The 20124-nt window shown below is 72.6% G+C and carries 16 protein-coding genes and 1 pseudogene; 1 reads left to right on the forward strand and 16 read right to left on the reverse strand.

All coding sequences use genetic code 11. The features are described 5' to 3' along the window. Positions 1 to 101: 101 nt before the first annotated feature. The 5 genes and pseudogenes from LMU33_RS36885 to LMU33_RS36905 form a co-directional block, all read right to left on the reverse strand. Positions 102 to 1220: pseudogene (locus LMU33_RS36885) on the reverse strand (lysylphosphatidylglycerol synthase transmembrane domain-containing protein); the annotation flags it as partial. Beyond that, positions 1220 to 2389, reverse strand: coding sequence for a class I SAM-dependent methyltransferase (locus LMU33_RS36890; protein ID WP_228625704.1), 1170 nt, complete (start codon positions 2387 to 2389; stop codon positions 1220 to 1222). The gene LMU33_RS36890 and the pseudogene LMU33_RS36885, both read right to left, overlap by 1 nt. Beyond that, a complete protein-coding gene (locus LMU33_RS36895) occupies positions 2386 to 3573 on the reverse strand; it encodes a glycosyltransferase family 4 protein (protein WP_228625706.1) in 1188 nt (395 codons plus the stop codon). Before LMU33_RS36895 ends, LMU33_RS36890 begins: the two co-directional genes overlap by 4 nt. Then, the gene (locus tag LMU33_RS36900) at positions 3570 to 3968 is read right to left on the reverse strand and encodes a 6-pyruvoyl trahydropterin synthase family protein (RefSeq protein WP_228625708.1); all 399 of its coding nucleotides are present in this window, start codon (positions 3966 to 3968) and stop codon (positions 3570 to 3572) included. Before LMU33_RS36900 ends, LMU33_RS36895 begins: the two co-directional genes overlap by 4 nt. A 112-nt stretch (positions 3969 to 4080) precedes the next feature. Further along, positions 4081 to 5070 (reverse strand): zinc-dependent alcohol dehydrogenase, encoded by a 990-nt coding sequence (locus LMU33_RS36905; protein ID WP_228625709.1) that lies wholly within the window; start codon positions 5068 to 5070, stop codon positions 4081 to 4083. 107 nt (positions 5071 to 5177) lie between these two features. Between LMU33_RS36905 and LMU33_RS36910 the strand changes: the two genes are divergently transcribed. Then, entirely contained in the window at positions 5178 to 5942 is a 765-nt protein-coding gene (locus LMU33_RS36910) for a CDP-alcohol phosphatidyltransferase family protein (protein ID WP_228625711.1), read from the forward strand. Between the two features lie 72 nt (positions 5943 to 6014). Here the strand turns inward: LMU33_RS36910 and LMU33_RS36915 are convergent, their stop codons facing one another. The 11 genes from LMU33_RS36915 to LMU33_RS36965 all read right to left on the reverse strand — a co-directional run bounded on the left by LMU33_RS36915 (position 6015) and on the right by LMU33_RS36965 (position 19807). Beyond that, the gene (locus LMU33_RS36915) at positions 6015 to 6725 is read right to left on the reverse strand and encodes a YcnI family protein (RefSeq protein WP_228625713.1); all 711 of its coding nucleotides are present in this window, start codon (positions 6723 to 6725) and stop codon (positions 6015 to 6017) included. Positions 6726 to 6774: 49 nt separating this feature from the next. Next, positions 6775 to 7392 (reverse strand): hypothetical protein, encoded by a 618-nt coding sequence (locus tag LMU33_RS36920; RefSeq protein WP_228625715.1) that lies wholly within the window; start codon positions 7390 to 7392, stop codon positions 6775 to 6777. Between the two features lie 139 nt (positions 7393 to 7531). Then, on the reverse strand, positions 7532 to 8896 hold the full coding sequence (locus tag LMU33_RS36925; protein ID WP_228625717.1) for a GH1 family beta-glucosidase: 1365 nt from the start codon (positions 8894 to 8896) through the stop codon (positions 7532 to 7534). A gap of 38 nt (positions 8897 to 8934) precedes the next feature. Next, on the reverse strand, positions 8935 to 9816 hold the full coding sequence (locus tag LMU33_RS36930; protein ID WP_228625719.1) for a carbohydrate ABC transporter permease: 882 nt from the start codon (positions 9814 to 9816) through the stop codon (positions 8935 to 8937). Further along, positions 9809 to 10804: a carbohydrate ABC transporter permease gene (locus tag LMU33_RS36935; protein WP_228625721.1), complete on the reverse strand. Its 996-nt coding sequence runs from the start codon at positions 10802 to 10804 to the stop codon at positions 9809 to 9811. Before LMU33_RS36935 ends, LMU33_RS36930 begins: the two co-directional genes overlap by 8 nt. Before the next feature lie 8 nt (positions 10805 to 10812). Further along, positions 10813 to 12129, reverse strand: a complete 1317-nt coding sequence (locus tag LMU33_RS36940) for an ABC transporter substrate-binding protein (RefSeq protein ID WP_228625723.1) — start codon at positions 12127 to 12129, stop codon at positions 10813 to 10815. A 475-nt stretch (positions 12130 to 12604) separates the two neighbouring features. Beyond that, on the reverse strand, positions 12605 to 14662 hold the full coding sequence (fusA, locus tag LMU33_RS36945; protein ID WP_228625725.1) for an elongation factor G: 2058 nt from the start codon (positions 14660 to 14662) through the stop codon (positions 12605 to 12607). A gap of 298 nt (positions 14663 to 14960) precedes the next feature. Next, positions 14961 to 15965: a nucleotidyl transferase AbiEii/AbiGii toxin family protein gene (locus LMU33_RS36950; RefSeq protein ID WP_228625727.1), complete on the reverse strand. Its 1005-nt coding sequence runs from the start codon at positions 15963 to 15965 to the stop codon at positions 14961 to 14963. A gap of 101 nt (positions 15966 to 16066) precedes the next feature. Then, the gene (locus tag LMU33_RS36955) at positions 16067 to 17074 is read right to left on the reverse strand and encodes a substrate-binding domain-containing protein (protein WP_228625729.1); all 1008 of its coding nucleotides are present in this window, start codon (positions 17072 to 17074) and stop codon (positions 16067 to 16069) included. Between the two features lie 52 nt (positions 17075 to 17126). Beyond that, positions 17127 to 18221, reverse strand: coding sequence for an ABC transporter permease (locus LMU33_RS36960; protein WP_228625731.1), 1095 nt, complete (start codon positions 18219 to 18221; stop codon positions 17127 to 17129). Continuing rightward, positions 18218 to 19807 carry a sugar ABC transporter ATP-binding protein gene (locus LMU33_RS36965; protein WP_228625733.1) on the reverse strand — a complete coding sequence of 530 codons (1590 nt, stop codon included), beginning with the start codon at positions 19805 to 19807 and terminating at the stop codon, positions 18218 to 18220. The genes LMU33_RS36960 and LMU33_RS36965 overlap by 4 nt, the downstream gene beginning before the upstream one ends. Positions 19808 to 20124 lie beyond the last annotated feature (317 nt).

Consider the following 20124-nt stretch of genomic DNA (forward strand, 5'->3'; position numbering starts at 1 on the left):
GTGCGCAGGCCGGCGTACCAGCGCACGACGAGGACGACGGCGCCGGGCAGGCTGGCCACGAAGCTCAGCACGCCGTACACGACCGCGACGGCGACCCCGGTGCTCGCGCCGAGCCCCGCGGCGCCGAACGCCCAGGCGGTGACGCCCTCGCGGGGCCCGAAGCCGCCGACGTTCAGCGGCAGTCCCATGGCGACCAGGGCGAGGACCGCGAGCGGGACCAGTTCCCCGAGGGAGGCGGCCGAGCCCGCGACCCGGGCCGCCACGACGAACATCGCCACGTGCCCGGCCAGGACGACGGCCGAGGACAGCGCGATGCCCGGCCCGCCCCGGCGGGAGAACAGGCCCTGGCGCACCTCGCCGAGGGCGGTGCGCAGCCCCCCGGCCCGGCGGGAGGACGCACGGTTCATGCGCACGGCGAGGCCGATGGCGAGCGCGCCGGCCGCCGCGAGGGCGACCAGCGGGGCGATGTCGCGGGCCTCGGCGCGGACCGGGGACGGCAGCGTCGGCAGCACCGCCACGGCGAGCGCGGCCAGCGCGATCTGCCCGGCGACGCGTTCCAGTACGACGGCCTTCACTCCGCGGCGCAGGTCACCGGCGCTCTGTCCGTGCCGGACCGCCCGGTGCACATCGCCGAGGATCCCGCCGGGGAGCGCCGCGTTCAGGAACAGCGCCCGGTAGTAGTCGGCGACGGCGGAGCCCAGCGGGAGCCGGATGCGCAGGCTTCGGGCCACCAACTGCCAGCGCCAGGCGCTGAGCACGGTGGTCACCACGCCGATGCCCAGCGCGGCCAGCACCGTGACGGCGTCGATCCGCCGCAGCCCGTCGACGAGCACGCCGGTGCCCAGCCGCCACAGCAGGGCCCCGAGGATGACCGCGCCGGCGACGGTGCCGAAGTGCGTGCGCAGCGAGCGGAGGCGGGGGCGCCCGGTGACCGGGGGCCGTGCGGACTCCGAGGCCGGCGGTTCGGGGAGCGAGGGCGGCCGCTCATGAGACGAAGGCGGCGATTGCGCAAGCCCGGTCCCGGTCTCGTGGGCGGCCTGCGCCGTGCCCCCGCTCGGCACGCGCGCGTGCATCGGGCCGGCACCGTACACGCACACGTCGGCCGGACCGCCGTCGCGCACGCGCGCGTGCGCGGTCTCCGTGCCCTGCACGCGCGCGTGGGCGCCGGTTCCGGCGGTGACCCGGTGCCCGGACTCCGTCGCGGCCGACCGCGGGCTCATCACGCGCCGCCCGTCGGCCGGGGCAGGGCCAGCAGGTCGGTGTGATGCACCACGACCCGCAGCTCACCGGCGGCGCAGGCGGCGAGCCGGTCCCGCAGGTACCGCTCGGCGCGGTCACGCAGTTCGGGCCGCTGTTCCACGGCCGCTCCCACCCAGCCGCGCAGCCACTGCTCGGTCAGCGCCGACTCCTCGGGACCGAGCCGCCAAGGGCTCGGACGCACGCGTACCGCGGCCCCGCGCGCCGCGAACGCCTCGTAGGCCACGGTGACCGCGTCCGGGCCGAGCAGCCCACCGCGCCGCTGATGGGCGTTGAACGCCTCGGCGATCTCCGCGTCCAGCGGGTCCGCCGGGGTGAGTTCGACACGCCCGGCGACCGACAGGGTGAGCAGCGCGGGGCAGCCGGCCCCGGCGCAGGCGTCGACGAGGGTGACGACCTCCTCGCGGGTGAGGACGTCGAGCAGCGCGGAGGCGGTGACCAGCGAGGCCCCCGCCAGCGCGTCCGGCGTCAGCCGGGCGACGTCGCCGCGCCGGGTCTCGACGGTGACACTGCTGCCGTCGGCGGCGGAGCGCGGGGAGTCCACGGCGGCGAAGTGCAGCAGGTAGGGGTCGCGGTCGTGCAGGACCCAGTGCTGGGGGCCGTCCAGGCGGGGCGCGAGCCAGCGGCTCATCGAGCCGGTGCCGCAGCCCAGGTCGTGCACGGCGACGGCGCCGGTGTGGCCCGGCAGGTTCGCCGGCCGGATCCGCAAGGCGTCCAGCAGGTCCTGCGCACGGGCGGCCGCGTCGGCGCCTTCCCGCAGCCTCAGCCATTCCGGCGCGTACCGGGGCGGTTCCTCGGGTTCGTCGTGCCGCAGCCGCACGGTGGCCCGTTCACCGGGGCGACCGACCGGCCCGGCCCCCGGGACGACCGGGGAGTCCTCGCCACGCTGCCCGCCACCGTCGGCACCACCGCAGTCCCCGGCACCGCCCCCGGTCCCCCGAGGAGCGCCGTCCTCCGCGTCGGGCGCCTGCGAACTCAGCACGCCGCCGCCCGGGGCTCCGGGCTCCTCGCGACGGGCCTCGCGTACCGGCTCGGTCTCGTTCTCGACCCTGCGCACCGGCCCCACCTTCCTCGGTCCGGCCTGGGCCGGGATCGACGCCATGCCGTTCGTCGTCGTGTCCGGCGTGCTCATGCCGCCCTCCTCGGGGCTTCGGGGAGCCGTGCGAGGACTCCGGCCAGGCTGCGGGCGGTGGCGGCCCAGCCGTCGAGCGCGGCGCGCCGCCCGCGGGCGGCGGCCTTGAGCCGGCGGCGTACGTCGGGCTCGCCGAACCAGCCGCGCAGTTCGGCGGCGAGCGCGGCGGGGTCCTCCGGCGGGACGAGGATGCCGGGCACCCCGCCGTCGGGGGCGCGGCCGACCGCCTCCGGCAGACCGCCGACGTCGGTGGCGAGGACCGGGATGCCGCGGGCCAGGGCCTCGGTGACCGCCATGCCGTAGGTCTCGGCGTAGGAGGTGAGGACCATCAGGTCGGCCGCGGCGTAGGTGGCGTCGAGGTCGGCGCCGGAGCGCGGGCCGGTCAGGTGCAGCCGGTCGGCGAGGCCGTACCGGACGATCGTCTCGCGCAACTGTGCGACGTACGCGGGGTCGTGGCCGAGTCCGCCGACCAGCTCGCAGGTCCACGGCAGGTCCCGTACCGCCGCGAGCGCCTCCACGAGCCGGTGCTGGCCCTTGCGCGGGGTGACGGCGGCCACGCACAGCAGCCGGGAGACGCCGTCGGTGCCGGGCGCGAGGGGCGCGATGTCGGCGCCGGGCGCGACGACATGCACCCGTTCGGGCGCGAGTCCGTGGTGGGAGACGAGCCGGCGCACCGCCCAGTCGCTGGTCGCGATGACGGCGGGCGCGGCGCGCAGCACGGCGCGTTCGCGGGCGTCGAGGTCGGCGGCGACGGCCGGCGCGAGGCCCGTCTCGTCGCCGAGCGGCAGATGGACGAGCACGGCCAGGCGCAGGCGCTCTGCCTGGGGGGTGACGATGTCCGGGACGCCGCAGGCGACGATCCCGTCCAGCAGCACCACCGCGTCGTCCGGCAGTTCGCTCAGGGTGCGGGCGAGGTGGTCGCGTGCGGCCTGGTCGGGGCGCGGCCAAGTGCCGGGTGCGGCGTGCCGGGTGACCTGCCAGCCGAAGCCGGGCAGGTCCAGGCAGACCCGGCGGTCGTAGGCGTTGCCGCCGCTGGGCGCGGCCGGGTCGTCGATGCCGCCCGGCAGGACGAAGTGCACGGTGCGCAGGGACATGGGAAGGATTCCGGCCTTCTCGACGGCGTCGGCTGTGTGCTGCGCCGGGACGTAGGACAGCCGTGCCCGCTCCGTGGTCGCCCCGGTCACAGGCCACGCTCGTAACTCGCCCAGGCGATGTGCGACTCGTGCAGGGTGACGGCGATGCCCGAGAGCCCCTTGGCGCCCTCGCCGAGGGCGCCCTTGTGGACGCGTTCGGCGATCCGGTCGGCGATGACCTTGGCGAGGAACTCGGTGGAGGTGTTGACGCCGGCGAAGTCGGGTTCGTCGTCGAGGTTGCGGTAGTTCAGCTCGGCGGTGATCAGGCGCAGTTCCTGCGTGGCCAGGCCGATGTCGACCACGATGTTGTCCTCGTCCAGCTGCTCGCGGCGGAAGGTGGCGTCCACCAGGAACGTGGCGCCGTGCAGGCGCTGCGCGGGCCCGAACACCTCGCCGCGGAAGCTGTGGGCGATCATGATGTGATCGCGGACGGTGATGCTGAACAACGGACGACCCTCCAGGTACGACGCGTCTGGTCCCCCGGTTCCTTACCCGTCGGGGGATGCCGTGTAGTACGGCTCTTCGGTTCCCCGCGTTCAGCCCTCTCTCACTCTTTTCTCAGGTCAGGCCCGTGTCGGCGTACCGGATCCGGTGGCACAGGGCGGGGATCTCGCCCGAGGCGAGCTTCGGCATGACGTCCGGGAGTTGCTCGAAAGCGCTCTCCCCGGTGATGAGCGCGTCCAGGGCCGGGTCGGCGAGCAGGTCGAGGGCGAGCGCCATCCGGTCGGCGTAGTCCCGGCCGGCACGCGCCGCCGGGGAGACGGTGCCGACCTGGCTGCTGCGCACGGTGAGCCGCCGGGAGTGGAAGGCCTCGCCCAGCGGCAGGGAGACCCGCCGGTCGCCGTACCAGCTGAGTTCCACCACCGTACCCTCGGGAGCGAGGAGTTGCAGCGCGCGGGTGAGACCGGCCTCGCTGGCACTGGCGTGCACGACGAGGTCGCAGTCGCCGAGGGCTGCGTCGGGCGTGGCGAAGTCCACGCCGAGCGCCTCGGCGGTCTTCGCACGCCCCGGGTCGGCGTCGACGAGCTGCAGCCGTACGCCCGGGAAGCGGGCCAGCAGGGCGGCGACCGAGCAGCCGACCATGCCGCCGCCGACCACCGCGATCCGGTCGCCGATCAGCGGTGCCGCGTCCCACAGGGCGTTCACGGCGGTCTCCACGGTCCCGGCGAGCACGGCCCGCTCGGCGGGCACCCGCTCGGGCACGACGGTCACGGCGTTCACCCGAACGACGTAACGGCTCTGATGCGGATACAGGCAGAAGACCGTACGCCCGATCAGCTCGGCCGGACCCTCCTCCACCTGGCCGACGCTGAGGTAGCCGTACTTCACCGGCGCGGGGAAGTCGCCCTCCTGGAACGGCGCCCGCATCGCGGCGTGTTGACTCTCCGGCACCCCGCCGCGGAACACCAGCGTCTCGGTGCCACGGCTCACTCCGGAGTACAGGGCGCGCACCAGGACCTCGTCCTCGGCGGGCTCCGCGAGCGTGATGTCGCGCAGCTCGCCGTGGCCCGGTGAGCTCAGCCAGAACGCGCGGGCCGAGCGGTTCATCGGCATCCTCCTGAACAGTAGGGAAGTTGTTCACGTACCGAGAAGTGCACAGGCCGCGCACAGTACGCGGCGTTGATCGACTCTGTCACTCGGCCGGAGGGTGTGCGGTGGCCCTGAACAACACGTATGACGCCAGGCCCCAGCAGGAGACCGCTGTGGGAGCGGGCATACAGCTCCTGCTGCTGGCCCTGCTCGGAACGGCGATAGGCATGGGGCCGGCCGGCTGGCTGACGGGACTGGCGTTCGCGTTCGCCACCTGGGCGGTGCTGGCCCGGGCCCTGCACCGCTCCTGCCTGCGCTCCTTCGGCCCGGCCAATCGTGTGACGCTCGGCCGGGCGACCCTGGTGGGCGGGGTGACCGCCCTGGTGGCGGACTCCTTCGAGAGCACGCCACCGGTGTCCCTGCTGGTCGGCCTGACCGCGGTGGCCCTGCTCCTGGACGGAGTGGACGGCAAGGTGGCCCGCCGCACCGGGACGTCGACCGCGCTCGGCGCACGCTTCGACATGGAGGTGGACGCGTTCCTGATCCTGGTGCTGAGCGTGTACGTGTCCATGCAGCTCGGCCCGTGGGTGCTGCTGATCGGCGGGATGCGCTACGCCTTCGTCGCCGCGGCCCGGATCGCCCCCTGGCTGAACGCTCCGCTGCCGCCGTCCTTCGCCCGCAAGACCGTCGCCGCGGTCCAGGGCATAGCCCTGCTCGTGGCGGGTGCCGAGCTCCTCCCCCACCTGGCGAACCTCGCGGTCGTGCTCGTGGCCCTGGGCTCGCTGCTGTGGTCCTTCGGCCGTGACGTGTGGTGGCTGTGGCGCACCTCCCGCATCTGCGTGGAGGCGGCGGCGACCGGGGGGAAGGTGCTGGAGCTGGCGGCGCGCTGAGCCCGGGCCGCCGGCAGCGGCTGAGGGCCCGGACCGGTCGCCGGTCCGGGCCCTCAGCCGTGGCTTGGCAGGTTACGACCGTGCGGAGCGGCCCCGTACGATCGCGAACGCGGCGGCCGCGAGGCCGAGGACACCGACGACCAGCCCGGCGATGCCGAGCCCGCGGGCCGTGGAGTCGCTCGCGTCGGCGGCCTTGGCGGTGGCGGGAGCGGTCCTGGCCGACGCCGGGGCCCCGCTCGCGTCACCGGCCGTCAGCTTGAGCACGGGGGCCGGGTTCTCCGGCTCGTCGCCGCCGGTCGGCTCCTCGATCCAGCGCGCGACCTTCCCGTCGGAGTAGGTCTGCAGGGTCTTGAAAACCAACCGGTCGGTGTCATCGGGCAGTTGGCCGAAAGCGACGTTGAAGTCCTCGTACTGCCCGGCGCCGATCCTGCCACCACTGAAGGTGATCTCGGAAGCGGCCTCGGTGATGGTGCCGTCGTCGGTCTTGACCGGCGTCTTGAGCTTGGTGGTGGTGACCTTGGCGGTCCAGCCGTCCTGCGGGTGCACGAGCACGCCGAGCACGGGGTGGTCGGTGGGCAGGAAGACCTGCACCTTGGTGGTGAAGGCCTTGTCCTCCTCGTTGGGGACCCGGAAGGTCAGCACGCCGTCGGTGGCTCCCTTGGCGTAGCTGTCGGGGTGGACGGTGACGTGCGCGGAGGCGGCGCCGGCGGCGAGAAGGACCGCGGCGGTGGCGAGGGCGGCGACGGTGGCGGCGCGGCGCGTGGTGCGGCGTGATACGGACATGGGTGAGTCGGTCTCCGTACGAGTGACGTGTGAACCGTGTGGACAGGTGTCAGAGCGAGTACGGGACCGGCGGCGGGGGTCCGCGCCGGCTGACCGCGTGCCGCAGCACGGTCGGTCGGGGTGGTTCGGGGGCGCCCGGGACACGCGGGACGCGACCGGCGGGGGCGGGCAGCGAGGTGTCGCGCCACCAGGCGACGAGGCCGGGAACGAACGCTCCGGCCCGGCGCAGCAACGCCCACAGCGCGGCCTCGCCCCGCCGCAGCCACCAGGAGGCGGCCAGCGCGGCGAGGAGGTGGGCGGCGGTGGCGTGGGCGGTGAGGTGCGGGTGCGCGCTCGTGTGGACGTCGCTCATGGCCGCCGCGTGGACGTGCATGGCGGCCATCGCGTGGCCGGGCATGGCCGTGCGCACGGTGGCGGGGTGGGCGGCGTCGAAGCCGAGGTGCAGCCCGGCCTGGGTGAGCACCATGGCGGCGCCGATACCGGCCAGCGACCGCTCCTGTGCGCCGAGCACCCAGCCGAGCGCGAGGACGGCGGCGAACCCGGCCGCATCGGCCCACAGCGGCGGCATGTCCCCCATGGCGAGCCCGTGTCCGGCGGCGGCGAGCAGCACGCACACCGCGGCGAACACTGCGGCACGCAGGCCTCTCACCGCCGGGGACGCGCTCATGGTGAGGGATCCTGCCACGTTCGGGTCATACGTGGGGAACCGGTGGCTCGTTCAGCGCCGTACGCGAAAGGCGGTGTGGAGGGGCCGGTGGGCGCGGGCTCCCTTCCCGTGCCCACCGGCCCGGCCGGCCGGGCCCGGCTCAGGCGGCCCGGCGGGTCTGGCCGCGGTGGACGCGGACGAGGTCCGCGTACCGGTGACCGCTGCCCTTGATCGTGCGCACCTGGGTGCGGTAGTCGACGTGGACCAGGCCGAAGCGCTTGTCGTAGCCGTATGCCCACTCGAAGTTGTCCAGCAGGGACCAGGCGAAGTAGCCGGCGAGGGGGGCGCCCTTGCGGGCGGCCGAGGCGCAGGCGGCGAGGTGGCGCTCCAGGTAGTCCTGGCGTTCGGGGTCGTCGATGCCGCCGTCGGGGCGGACCGCGTCCGGGAAGGCGGAACCGTTCTCGGTGACGTAGATCTTCCGGGCGCCGTAGTCCTCGGTGAGCCGGAGCAGCAGCGTCTCGATGCCGCTCGCGTCGATCTCCCAGTCCATGCCGGTGCGCGGTACGCCCTCGCGGCGCACGGCGCGGAGGTACGGCGCCGGGGCGTCGGGGGCGTCGGCGACGTACGCGGGGAAGTAGTAGTTCAGGCCGAGCCAGTCCAGCGAGGTCGCGATCGTCGTCAGGTCGCCTGCGTAGAGGGGAAGTTCGACGCCGTACGTCTCCACCATGTCGGCCGGGAAGCCGCGGCCGTGCACCGGGTCGAGCCACCAGCGGTTGACATGGCCGTCGTGGCGGCGGGCGGCGGCGATGTCCTCGGGGCGGTCGGTGGCCGCGTGCACGGTGGAGAGGTTGTTGACGATGCCGACCTGGGCGCCGGGCGCCGCGGCGCGGATCGCCTGGGCGGCGAGGCCGTGGCCCAGCAGCAGGTGGACGGATGCGCGGACGGCGGCGGTGAGGTCCGTCCAGCCGGGGGCCATCTTGCCCTCCAGGTGGCCGATCCAGGCCGAGCAGCTCGGCTCGTTGAGGGTCGCCCAGAGTTTGACCCGGTCGCCCAGGCGGGTGGCGACCGCCGAGGCGTACTCGGCGAGCGCGAAGGCGGTGTCCCGCTCGGGCCAGCCGCCGCGGTCCTGGAGCACCTGCGGCAGGTCCCAGTGGTAGAGGGTGACGGACGGGGTGATGCCGGCCTCCAGCAGGGCGTCCACCAGTTCGTCGTAGAAGGCCAGGCCCTTGGGGTTCACCGGGCCCGTGCCGCCGGGGACCACGCGGGGCCAGGCCACCGACAACCGGTAGGCGTTGACGCCGAGTTGCCGCATCAGGCCGATGTCCTCGCGCCAGCGGTGGTAGTGGTCGCAGGCGACGTCGCCGGTGTCGCCGTTCGCGACCTTCCCCGGGGTGTGCGAGAAGGTGTCCCAGATCGAGGGCGTACGGCCGTCCTCGGCGACGGCCCCCTCGATCTGGTACGCCGCGGTGGCCGTGCCCCACAGGAAGTCGTGCGGGAGTGCGGCGAGGTCGATGCGTTCGGACACGGAAGTCCCTTCGGGATCAGGGGTGTGGGTCGCTCGGGTCACTTGACGGCGCCTGCCGTCAGACCGGCGACGAGGTAGCGCTGCAGGAGGAGGAAGCCGGCGACCACGGGCACGCTGACGACCAGCGAGGCGGCCATGATCTGGTTCCAGTAGACGTTGTTGAGGGTGGAGTAGCCCTGGAGGCCGACGGCGAGGGTGCGGGTGGCGTCGTTGGTCATGACGGACGCGAAGAGCACCTCGCCCCAGGCGGTCATGAAGGCGTAGACGGCGACCGCGACGATGCCGGGGACCGCCGCCGGTACGACGATCCTGAGCAGCGCGCCGAGCGGGCCGCAGCCGTCGACCAGTGCCGCTTCGTCCAGGTCGCGCGGCACCGAGTCGAAGTAGCCGATCAGCATCCAGATGGAGAAGGGGAGGGAGAAGGTCAGATACGTCAGGATCAGGCCGCCGCGGGAGCCGAACAGGGCGATGCCGGTGGCGTTGCCGATGTTGACGTAGATCAGGAACAGCGGGAGGAGGAAGAGGATGCCGGGGAACATCTGCGTCGACAGGACCGTCACCGTGAAGACCCGCTTGCCGCGGAAGTCGTAGCGGCTGACGGCGTACGCGGCGAACACCGCGATCACCACCGAGCAGATCGTCGCCGCGCCCGCCACGATCAGCGAGTTCATGAAGTACTTCGCGAGCGGGACCGTCGACCATATGTCGATGTACGGCCGGATGGTGAGCCCGCTCGGCAGCCAGCGGAACTTGCCGGTGACGTCCGCGAGCGGCTTCAGCGAGCTGGAGACCATCACGTACACCGGGACCAGCACGAAGCCGGTGAGCAGGGTGAGGAAGATCCGCCTCGACCAGAGGAAGGAACGCGGCGGCGCCGTCGGCGAGTTGCGCCTCGGCGAGGCGAGGGGCGGGCTAGACATCGGCGGAGGCCCTCCGTCCGCGCGAGGTGAACAGCAGGTACACGCCCGTCACGACGAGCAGGAAGAGCAGCAGCAGGACGGACATGGCGGAACCGGTGCCGAAGTTCCAGGTGACGAAGGACGCCTGGTAGATGTGGACCGAGATGAGGTCGGCGGCCTCGGGGGCGGACCTGCCGAACAGCACGTACGGCGTGTTGAAGTCGTTGAACGTCCACAGGAAGAGGACCAGGACCAGCACCTGGTTGACCGGGCGCAGGGACGGCAGGGTGATGCGGCGGATCTGCTGCCACATCCCGGCACCGTCCAGCGCGGCCGCCTCGTACAGCTCCCGGGGGATGTTCTGCAGTCCGGCCATCACGATGAGGAAGGCGAAGGGCCAGCCCTTCCAGACCGACACGGTGAGCAGCGCGTAGAAGCTGTTGTCGCCGATCAGCCAGAAGGACGGTTTGCCGGTGAGGTGCAGCTGGTCGTGCAGGACGTGGTTCACCAGGCCGTTGTCGTGCTGGAACATGAACACCCAGGTGATGACGGCCGCGTAGACCGGCAGGGCGTACGGCACCAGGAACAGTGCCCGGAGCAGGCCGCGGCCGCGGAAGGTGTCCTGCATGAAGACCGCGGCGGCGGTGCCGATCAGCCAGCACAGGCCGACCGACAGCAGGGTGAAGCCGACGGTGACGTAGAACGAGTGCAGCAGGGCCTGGCCGACGGGGGCGTCGAAGTCCACCGACACCTTGTAGTTGCCGAGGCCGGACCAGGGGGCGGTGCTCCAGTCGCGGATGTAGAACTGCGTGAGCTCCTTGAAGCTCATCACGATGCCGATGACCATCGGCACCAGGTGGACGAGGAGTTCGAGCAGCAGGGCGGGCAGGAGCAGCAGATACGGCAGGGAGACGCGGCGCAGCCGCCCGGTACGGCGGCGGGGTTCGCGCGCCGCCGCACCGGGCGTGGTGTGCCGCACCGGCTCCTTGAAGGCGGTGGTCGTCGTCATGGTCTCGCTCACGCCGCCGGCATCTGCTGCTGGGCCTTCTGCAGCGCGGCCTTGACCGAGTCGGTGGTCACCGCGCGCCCGGCGGCGGCGTCGGCGAACAGGTCCTTGACGGCCGTACCGACCGCTGTCTCGAACTGCGACTCGGACGCGACCTGCGGCAGGGCGGCCGCGCTGGTGGTGAAGGTGTTCTTCAGCACGGTGTTGGCAGGCGTGCTGAACGCCGGGTCCGCCTGCGCGGACTTCACCGGCGGGATGGTGCTGTAGGCCTTGTTGAGGACCTTCTGTTCCTCGTCGGAGGTCATGAACTTCACGAACTTCGTGGCGCCGTCGAGGTTGTGGGTGTTCTTGAAGACGGCGAGGTTGATGCCTGCGACCATCGAGTCGACCTGGGTGCCGGGGCCGGGGGTGCCGGAGATCACCGGGACGGGCGCGATGCCGTAGGCGTCCTCGCTCATCCCCTGGGACTTGAGGTTGGCGGAGGCGGACTGCCACAGCAGCATCGCCTGCTTGCCCTTGGCGAAGTCGCTGACGGACTGGTTCTGCGCGTACTCGGCGTCGCCGGTCGGGATGACCTTGTCCTTGGCCATGAGGTCGACGTAACTCTTCACGGCGTCCACCACCTTGGGGTCGGTGAAGTCCGGCTTGCCGTCGGCGGTGAAGAAGTCGGCGCCGCGCTGCTTGGCGAAGACGAAGACGTGGTGGATGTTCTCCGACGGGTTGGAGCCCTCGGCACCGAGCGCGGACTTGCCCCTGGCCTGGATCTTCTTGCCGTCGGCGACCAACTCGTCCCAGGTGGCGGGCGGTTGCCCGATCCCGGCGTCGGCGAAGATCTTCTTGTTGTAGTAGAGGGCGTACGCCATCGAGTAGAGCGGGACCGCGGCGGGGTCCTTGCCCGCCGCGCCGGTCGAGCCGAGCGCGGAGTCGACGAACCGGTCCTTGCCGCCGATCTTGGCGAAGTTCCCCGTGTCCCACGGCAGCAGCGCGCCGGTCGCCTGCAGGGAGGCGCTCCAGGAGTTGCCGATGTTCAGCACGTCCGGGCCCTGACCCGAGGTGGTCGCGGTGAGGATCCGGTTGAGCAGGTCGGTCCAGGGCACGACCTCCAGCTTCACCTTGATCCCGGTCTGCTTCTGGAACTTGTCGAGTTCGGGCTGGAGGACCTGCTGGTCGACGGCGATGCTGGCGCCCTGGTTGGAGGCCCAGTACGTCAGCGTCTTCGGCGAGTCGTTGGACCCGCCGCCGCTGGACGAGCCGCCTCCGCAGGCCGTGGCCGCGAGGACGAGAGACAGGGTGACGGCGCCTGTGGCCGCGGCTCGGATGCTGCGCATGGCTCCTGGTGTCCCTTTCCGGGAGTCGAGAACCCGAGGTTGCTCACGGAAGCCGACGCCCGTGCCGACCCGCGCGACCCGCGCGACCCGCGCGGATCCGGGCGGACCCGTTCGGCTCGCCTCCCGAAGCCCCTCATGGCTTAATTTAGGACGTGAGTTAATCCTCGGAGGAAACGCTCGTCAAGAGATCCGGCAGCGGGGAACGGCCGAACGGGCCGGAAAAGCGCGGGGATGCGCCGGAAAACAGGGGGTCCGGGTGGCGGTGGTGGGCGGCCGTACGGTGCGTGACCTGCGACGGGAGAGCCGGAGCACGGTTGTGCAACGGTTGTATGTCGACAGGCCTCCGCAACGGTTTGGTGCCGCAGGGACGACGGCTGCCGCACCAAGGCCCAACTCCCCCTCCGGCCCATCCCGTACGTCGTGGGCGGGGCCCGCACGGCGCACCGGATCGGCACGTCGTGCGGGCCCCGTCCCGCTACCGGACCGGCACCGGTCGCGGCGCCGGGGCGTAACCGGCCGGCCGGGTCGTGAAGGTGCCGCGGCCCTGGGTACGGCTGCGCAACCTGGTGGCGTAGCCGACCAGTTCGGCCAGCGGTACGGTCGCGGTCAGGACCGCCACGCCGCCCCGGGTCTCCGAGCCGCCGACCCGGCCGCGCCGGGCGGACAGGTCGCCGAGGACCGAGCCCACGGCGTCCTCCGGCACGGTCACCGTGACCTCGGCCACCGGCTCCAGCAGGGCCGTCGCGCACGCGCGCAGGGCCTGGCGGAGCCCGAGCCGGCCGGCGGTGCGGAAGGCCGTGTCGGAGGAGTCCTTCACATGGGTGGAGCCGTCGGTGAGCGTGACCCGCAGCCCGGTCACCGGGTGCCCGTCCAGCGGCCCCTCGGCGAGCGCGTCCCGGCACCCGGCCTCGACCGCGCGCACGTACTCCTGCGGCACACGGCCGCCGACCACGACGGAGCGGAACTCGAAACCGGTGACGCCCACTTCGGGACCGAGCGGTTCCACGTCGAGCACGACATGGGCGAACTGCCCCGCCCCGCCGTCCTGTTTGACGTGCCGGAACACGAACCCGGTCACGCCCTCGACGACCGTCTCGCGGTAGGCGACCCGCGGCCGGCCCACGGTGACCTCCGGTCCCCCCTCGCGGCGGATCTTCTCCACCGCGACCTCCAGGTGGAGTTCGCCCATCCCGGACAGCACGGTCTGCCCGGTCTCGGCGTCGGTGCGGACCACCAGCGAGGGATCCTCCTCGGCCAGCCGCGCCAGCGCCACCGCCAGCCGGCCGGTGTCCGTGGCGCGCCGGGCCTCGACCGCGACGGACACCACGGGCTCGGCGGTCACCGGCGGTTCCAGGAGCAGCGGGGCTCCGGGGTCGCACAGCGTGGAGCCGGCCCGCGCCGACTTCACACCCGCGAGCGCGACGATGTCACCGGCGACCGCCCTCTCCAGCTGGGCGTGCCGGTCCGCCATGACCCGCAGGATGCGCGCCACGCGCTCGGTGCGCCCGGTGCCCGGGTCCCACACGGTGTCTCCCTTCTCGACGGTGCCCGAATACACGCGCACGTAGGCCAGCCGCCCGGTGGCGCCCGCGTTCACCTTGAACACGAGCCCGGAGAACGGCGCTTCGGGATCGGCGGCGCGCTCCTGCTCGGTGCCCTCGTGGTCGCCGCGTACGGCGGGGACGTCCAGCGGCGAGGGCAGATAGGCCACGACCGCGTCGAGCAGCGGTTCGACGCCGCGGTTGCGGTACGCGGAGCCGCACAGCACGACCACGCCGTCCCCGGTGCGGGTGAGGTCGCGCAGGGTGGCGGCGAGGGTGCCGGCGGACAGGGCCCCGCGGTCGCAGAACTCCTCCAGGGCGGCCGGGTGCAGCTCCGCCACGGTCTCCTCCAGCGCCCGGCGCCGCCGTACCGCCTCCTCGCCCAGCGACTCGGGCACGGGCCCCTCCACGGCCGTACCCGCGCCGTCGGCCCAGACCAGCGAGCGCATCCGTACGAGGTCCACCACGCCCGTGAACCCGTCCTCCGCGCCGATGGGAAGCTGGACGACGAGCGGTACGGGATGCAGTCTCTGCCGGATGGACTCGACGGCCCGGTCCAGGTCGGCGCCCGCCCGGTCCATCTTGTTGACGAACGCGATGCGCGGCACGCCGTGCCGGTCCGCCTGCCGCCACACCGACTCGCTCTGCGGCTCGACCCCGGCGACGGCGTCGAACACGGCGACCGCCCCGTCCAGGACGCGAAGTGAGCGCTCGACCTCGTCGGCGAAGTCGACGTGGCCGGGGGTGTCGATGAGATTGATGCGGTGCCCGTCCCAGGCGCAGCTGACGGCGGCGGCGAAGATGGTGATGCCGCGGTCGCGTTCCTGCGGGTCGAAGTCGGTGACGGTGGTGCCGTCGTGCACCTCGCCCCGCTTGTGGGTGGTGCCCGTCGCATACAGGATCCGCTCGGTGACGGTGGTCTTGCCGGCGTCGACGTGGGCGAGGATGCCGAGGTTGCGGATCGCGGCGAGGGTGGTGGTGTTCGTGCGCACGGCCCAGGGCCTTTCTGGGGATCAGGCCTGACGTTGAGGCCTGCATCGGGAAAAGGGCAGCGCGATTACCCGTGCGTCCGAGAATCAGCGGGGCGTCACGGGCGTCCGGTGCCGGCCGCGCAGCGGGCACCGGCACCACCCGGACACGAGGATCACCTCGTACCGGGAACGGGGAGCGACGACAGCGGTGCGTGCGCGCACGGCCGGGCTCCCCTCTGTGTCGGACGACAGGCACCGCCGTGGTCGTGGCGGCGCTCGGTACGGGATGACGGTACGAGAGGGAGGCGGCCGGGGCACGTCATTTTCGGCTGCGGCGACCGTCCGGGCGTACCGGAGGGGTGAGCCCGGCGGTGAGCGGAGCCAGCGCCCCGGCCAGGCGGCAGAGCCAGTCCTCCGCCGTCCCCCGCACGGCGGGGTGCCGCTCCTGGAAGGCGGTCCAGTCCACGTCCCAGCGGAGCACCGCGGCGGGATCGAGGGCATGCGGGTCCGCGGATGTCGCCGCCCGGTCGAAGACCTTCCGCAGCAGGCTCGGCGGGAGCGGCAGGGTGTCCGCGGATGCGGTCTCGGCGAGGAGGACCGCGTCGTACAGGTCCTTGCCCTGTGCGCGGCGTCCGTCCCGGCTGTCGGTGTGCAGCCACAGCAGCTTCCAGGCCAGGGACAGTTCACGGCTCGCCGTGCGCACCGGGACGGGGCTTCCGCCGTCGCCGCGCGGTATCAGGGTCCACACCGGGGGTTCGGGCAGCCGTTCGTCGCGGGCGAAGTCCAGCCGCACCTCGCCGGGCGGCAGGCCGTCCGCGTGCCAGGGGATGAGCAGACGCACGCCCGGCGTGTCGTACTCGGCGTAGGTCCAGGTGCCGTCGACGCGCGCGTTGTCCGCGTCGAGGAGCAGCCCCGGGGCGGCCCCGGGGCGCCGGGCCACGCGGTCGAGCAGGTCGGCGTACGGGGGTCTGGTGTCCGCCGCGTCCTCCTCATGCAGCCAGTGCAGCCCTTCGGGCGGGAGCAGCGGCCGCTGCCCGCCGGTGTCGAACTCCTCGTACGTCCACATCTCATACCGTGCCGCGCCGTCGGCGGCCTCGGGCCACTGCTGCACGATGTCCAGCCGGTCGACGTACGGATACGGGTCCAGCGTGTCGACCCCGACGGGGTCCTCCAGCACCACCCAGTCCAGATCGGCCGGTTGACGCGCCGCATCCCCCACCCAGGCAGGCATGACCATGCTTCCGCGCAGGGCCAGGGTTCCGCTCCAGGGAGCGTCCGCGATGAGGCCCAGCACGTGATCGAGCGCCGCGCGCAGTGCGTCCACGGGGCAGACCGTAGCGGCCGCCACTGACAACGGCGGGGCAGGTGAGAACCCATGACCTGGTGGCCATGGGTTCCTGCCGGGGTCCGCGGGGCGGACGGGGCTCAGCCCAGCTTGGCCGACATGTCGTACTGCTTGTACACGTCCGCGGCGTTGTCCTTGGTGATCCTGGTGGTCTGCAGGGTCTGCTTCTTGCCGACGGTCTTTCCGTGCACGATGGCCTCGGCGGTGTCCGCCGCCTGCTCGGCGCCGGTCGGGTAGATGAAGGTGGTGTACATCTGGCCGAGCTGTACGGCCCGGATGCCCCCGGTCGGGATGGCGAGGCCGTCGATGCCGATGAACTTGATGCCGTCGGCCTTGCCGGCGCCGCGGGCGGCGAGGACAGCGCCGAGGGCCATGTCGTCGTTCTCGCCGTAGACGAGGTCGATCTTCTTGTTCTGGTCGAGCCAGCGCTGCGTGATCGCGGTGGCGTTGGCCTTCAGCCACTTCGCCTCCTGGTGGTACACGATGGTGATGTGGTGTCCGGCGACGGCGTCCCTGAAGCCCTTGTCGCGGTCGATCTGCGGCTGGTCGGACAGGGTGCCCTGCAGCTCGGCCACGTTGCCGCCGTGCGGCAGGGCCTGCACCGCCGCCTCGCCCGCCATCGTGCCGATCTTGTAGTTGTCGCCGCCGATGAAGGACGTGTAGCAGTCGGTGTTCACGGTGCGGTCCAGGACGATGACCGGGATGTGTGCGCTGCAGGCCTGCTGCACCGCGGCGGTCAGCGGGGCCGGCTCGTTGGGCGAGAGGATCAGGACGTCGACCTTCCGCTGGATGAAGTTCTGCACCTGGCTCACCTGGGTGGCGCTGTCCTGGTGGGCGTCGCTGATGGGCAGCAGCTTCAGGTCCGGGTACTTCTTGACGAAGTACTCCAGCTGGGCGTTGAGCTGGGCGCGGTACGGCTCGGCGTTGTTGGACTGGGAGTAGCCGACCACGAACTCCTTCCTGCCGCCGCCCGAGCCGGCGGCGGCGGTCTTCGGCGCATGGGCGGCGCAGGAGGTCAGTGCGGCGACGGTGGCGACCGCGCCGGCGACGGCCACGGCGGTACGACGGCTCAGGGACACAGCGGACACAGGGGCTCCTTGCATGGGTGAGGGTGAGGGTGAGCGGGGGTGCGGGGGAAGGTCAGGCGCGGGCGCGCAGGCGGCGCAGCGGCTCGACGAGGGGCTGCAGGAAGCCCGGGCGCTGGAGCACGACCGCCACGACGACGATGAGCCCCTTGATGATCATCTGCATGTTGTCGCTGATCGCGTTGAGCCCGAGGATGTTGTCGAGCAGGGTGAGGATCAGCGCGCCGACGGCGGTGCCGGTGATGGTGCCCTTGCCGCCGGCCAGGCTGGTGCCGCCGATGACGGCCGCGGCGATGGCGTCCAGCTCGTAGGAGGTGCCGGCCAGCGGGTCGGCCGAGGCGCTGTAGGCGGCGTCGATGGGACCGGCGAAGCCGGCCAGCAGCCCGCAGAGCGTGAAGACGGTGATGATCACCAGGCTGACGTTGACGCCGGAGAGCCGGGCGGCGGTGGGGTTGCCGCCCACGGCGTACACATGCCGTCCGAACCGGGTTCTGGAGAGCAGCAGTTGTACCAGCACACAGACCGCGACGAACGCGATCACCGGGTAGCCGACGCCCGCGATCAGGGTGTGGCCCGGAGTGCCCAGGGCGGCGAACGCGGCGGCCTTGGGGGTGAGATGGCCGTGGGGGTCGACCAACTGCACGCCCACGGCGACGTTGTTGCTCAACTGCCGGTCGATGCCGCGCACCACCGAGAGCATGGCCAGGGTCATCACGAAGGACTGGATGCGCAGCCAGGTGGTGCCGATCCCGTTGAGGAAGCCGAAGAACGCGCCCACCAGCGCACACAGCGGGACGATCGCCCAGGGCGACAGGCCGTGGTGGACCAGCAGCATCGCCGCGGTCATGGACCCGATGCCCAGCACCGAACCCACGGACAGGTCGATCCCCGCGGTGAGGATGACCAGGGTGACGCCGACCGCGAGGATGCCGCGGGAGGCGAAGGCGGTGACGGCGTTGGTGAGGTTGTCCTGGTTCCAGAAGATCTGGCCCTTGGTGACGATGCCGACGGCGACCACCAGCAGCAGGCCGATGCAGCTCTGCAGGGAGCCGAGCGACGGCAGGGCCCGGGAGAGGCGCTCGCGCAGCGTCCGCAGGTGCTCATCGGTGCCGGCGGCGGTGTCCCGGGCCGGTGGGAGTGTCTTGCTCATGTCTCTGCCCCGTTTCCGTCCGCCGGTGGTCCGGCCACCACGTTCTGCCGTGCCATCGCCGCGGTGAGGATGGCCTCCTGGGTCGCGGCCGGCCCGTGGGCCGGGTCGCGGTGGAACTCGCCGGTCAGCCGCCCCTCGCAGAGGACGATGATCCGGTCGCACATGCCGATCAGCTCCGGAAGTTCGGAGGAGACGGCGATGATCGCGGTGCCCCGGGCCGCGAGGGCGTCCATCAGGGCGTGGATCTCCGCCTTGGCCCCGACGTCGATGCCCCGCGTCGGCTCGTCGAGCAGCAGCACCGACGGCTCGGTGAGCAGGCACTTGGCCAGCACCACCTTCTGCTGGTTGCCGCCGGAGAGGGTGCCGACCACGGCGTCCAGGCTGTGCGTCTTGGTGCGCAGCTCCGCGACCTTGCCGGCCGCGGCCGCCTTCTCCCGGCGGGCGTCCACGGTGCGCCACGGCCTGAGGTAGCGGTCGAGGGCGGCCAACGTGGTGTTGAACCGTACGGTGTTGCCGATCACCAGGCTCTGCGCCTTGCGGTCCTCGGCGACCAGCGCGATGCCCCGGCGGATCGCCGTACGGGGGGTGTGCGGGCTGTACGGGCGGTCGTTCAGCGTGATCTCGCCCCGGACCCGGTCGCCGGCCCCGAAGAGGGCCTCCAGTACCTCGCTGCGCCCGGCACCCATCAGCCCGGCGACGCCGAGGATCTCCCCGGCTCGCACCTCGAAGTCCACCGAGTGCAGCGGCGTACGGGTGCTCGCGGGCGCGGGGGTCGTGGTCAGGCCCCGCACGCGCAGCCGCACCGGACCGTCGGACCGCTGCTCCGCCGCCCTGGGGAACAGCTCCCCCAGCGGCCGTCCGACCATCAGCCGTACGAGCTCGGCCCGGTCGGTGCCGGCGACCGGGCGGCGGCCCGCGAAGGTGCCGTCGCGCAGCACGGTCGCCGAGTCCGCGATCTCGGCCAGCTCCTCGAGCCGGTGGGAGATGTAGATCAGCCCGACGCCGCGGGCCGCCAGCCGGCGGATGACGACGAACAGCCGCTCCACCTCGGCCTCGGCGAGCGCGGACGTCGGCTCGTCCAGCACCAGGATCCGCAGGGTGCCGTTCAGTGCCTTGGCTACCTCGACGAGTTGCTGCTCGGCGATGCGGCAGTCGCGGACCAACCGCCCCGGGGACAGGGTGAGTCCGAGGTCGGCCAGCAGCTCCGCGGTGCGGGCGTGCATGGCCGCGCGGTCCAGGGTGCCGCGGGCGGTGCGCAGTTCGCGGCCGAGGAAGACGTTGTCGGACACGGACAGCTCGGGCACCAGGTTGAGCTCCTGGTGGATCATCGCGATGCCGTGCTGCTGGGCGTGCTTCGGTGAGTGGATGCGCACCGGCTCGCCGTCGATCTCGATGGCGCCCTCGTAGTCGGCGTGCACCCCGGCCAGGATGTTCATCAGCGTCGACTTGCCGGCACCGTTCTCGCCGAGCAGCGCCACCACCTCGCCCGGGTGGACGGCCAGTTCGACGTCGCTGAGCGCCCGGACGCCCGGGAACTCCTTGCCGATGCCGCGCATGCGCAGCAGGGCGGGCGGCGCGGCGTTCATGCCGCACCGTCCGCGTTCATCCGCGTCATTGCGGACCTCCCATGGTGCACAGGTGACGTAGTAGGAATCGTTTTCGGAAATCCCCGGCGGCAGGCCGGGGACGCGGGCGTGTGAGCAGGACCGGGACGGCCCACGGGTCCGTCAGGAGGCCGCGGACCGGCGGGCGGTCGGCTCGTGGCCCGGCACAGCGCCAGGGACCGCCGGCTCGGTGCCGCCGACCTGCCCGGACGCGATGAGCAGGGCAGCAGGCCGATGCGTGCCATGGGGTGGCCTCCGGTGATACAGGGAAAGCGAAGGGGAAATCGATTTCTGGAACC

It is taken from the genome of Streptomyces barringtoniae, assembly GCF_020819595.1.
GTDB lineage: Bacteria > Actinomycetota > Actinomycetes > Streptomycetales > Streptomycetaceae > Streptomyces > Streptomyces barringtoniae.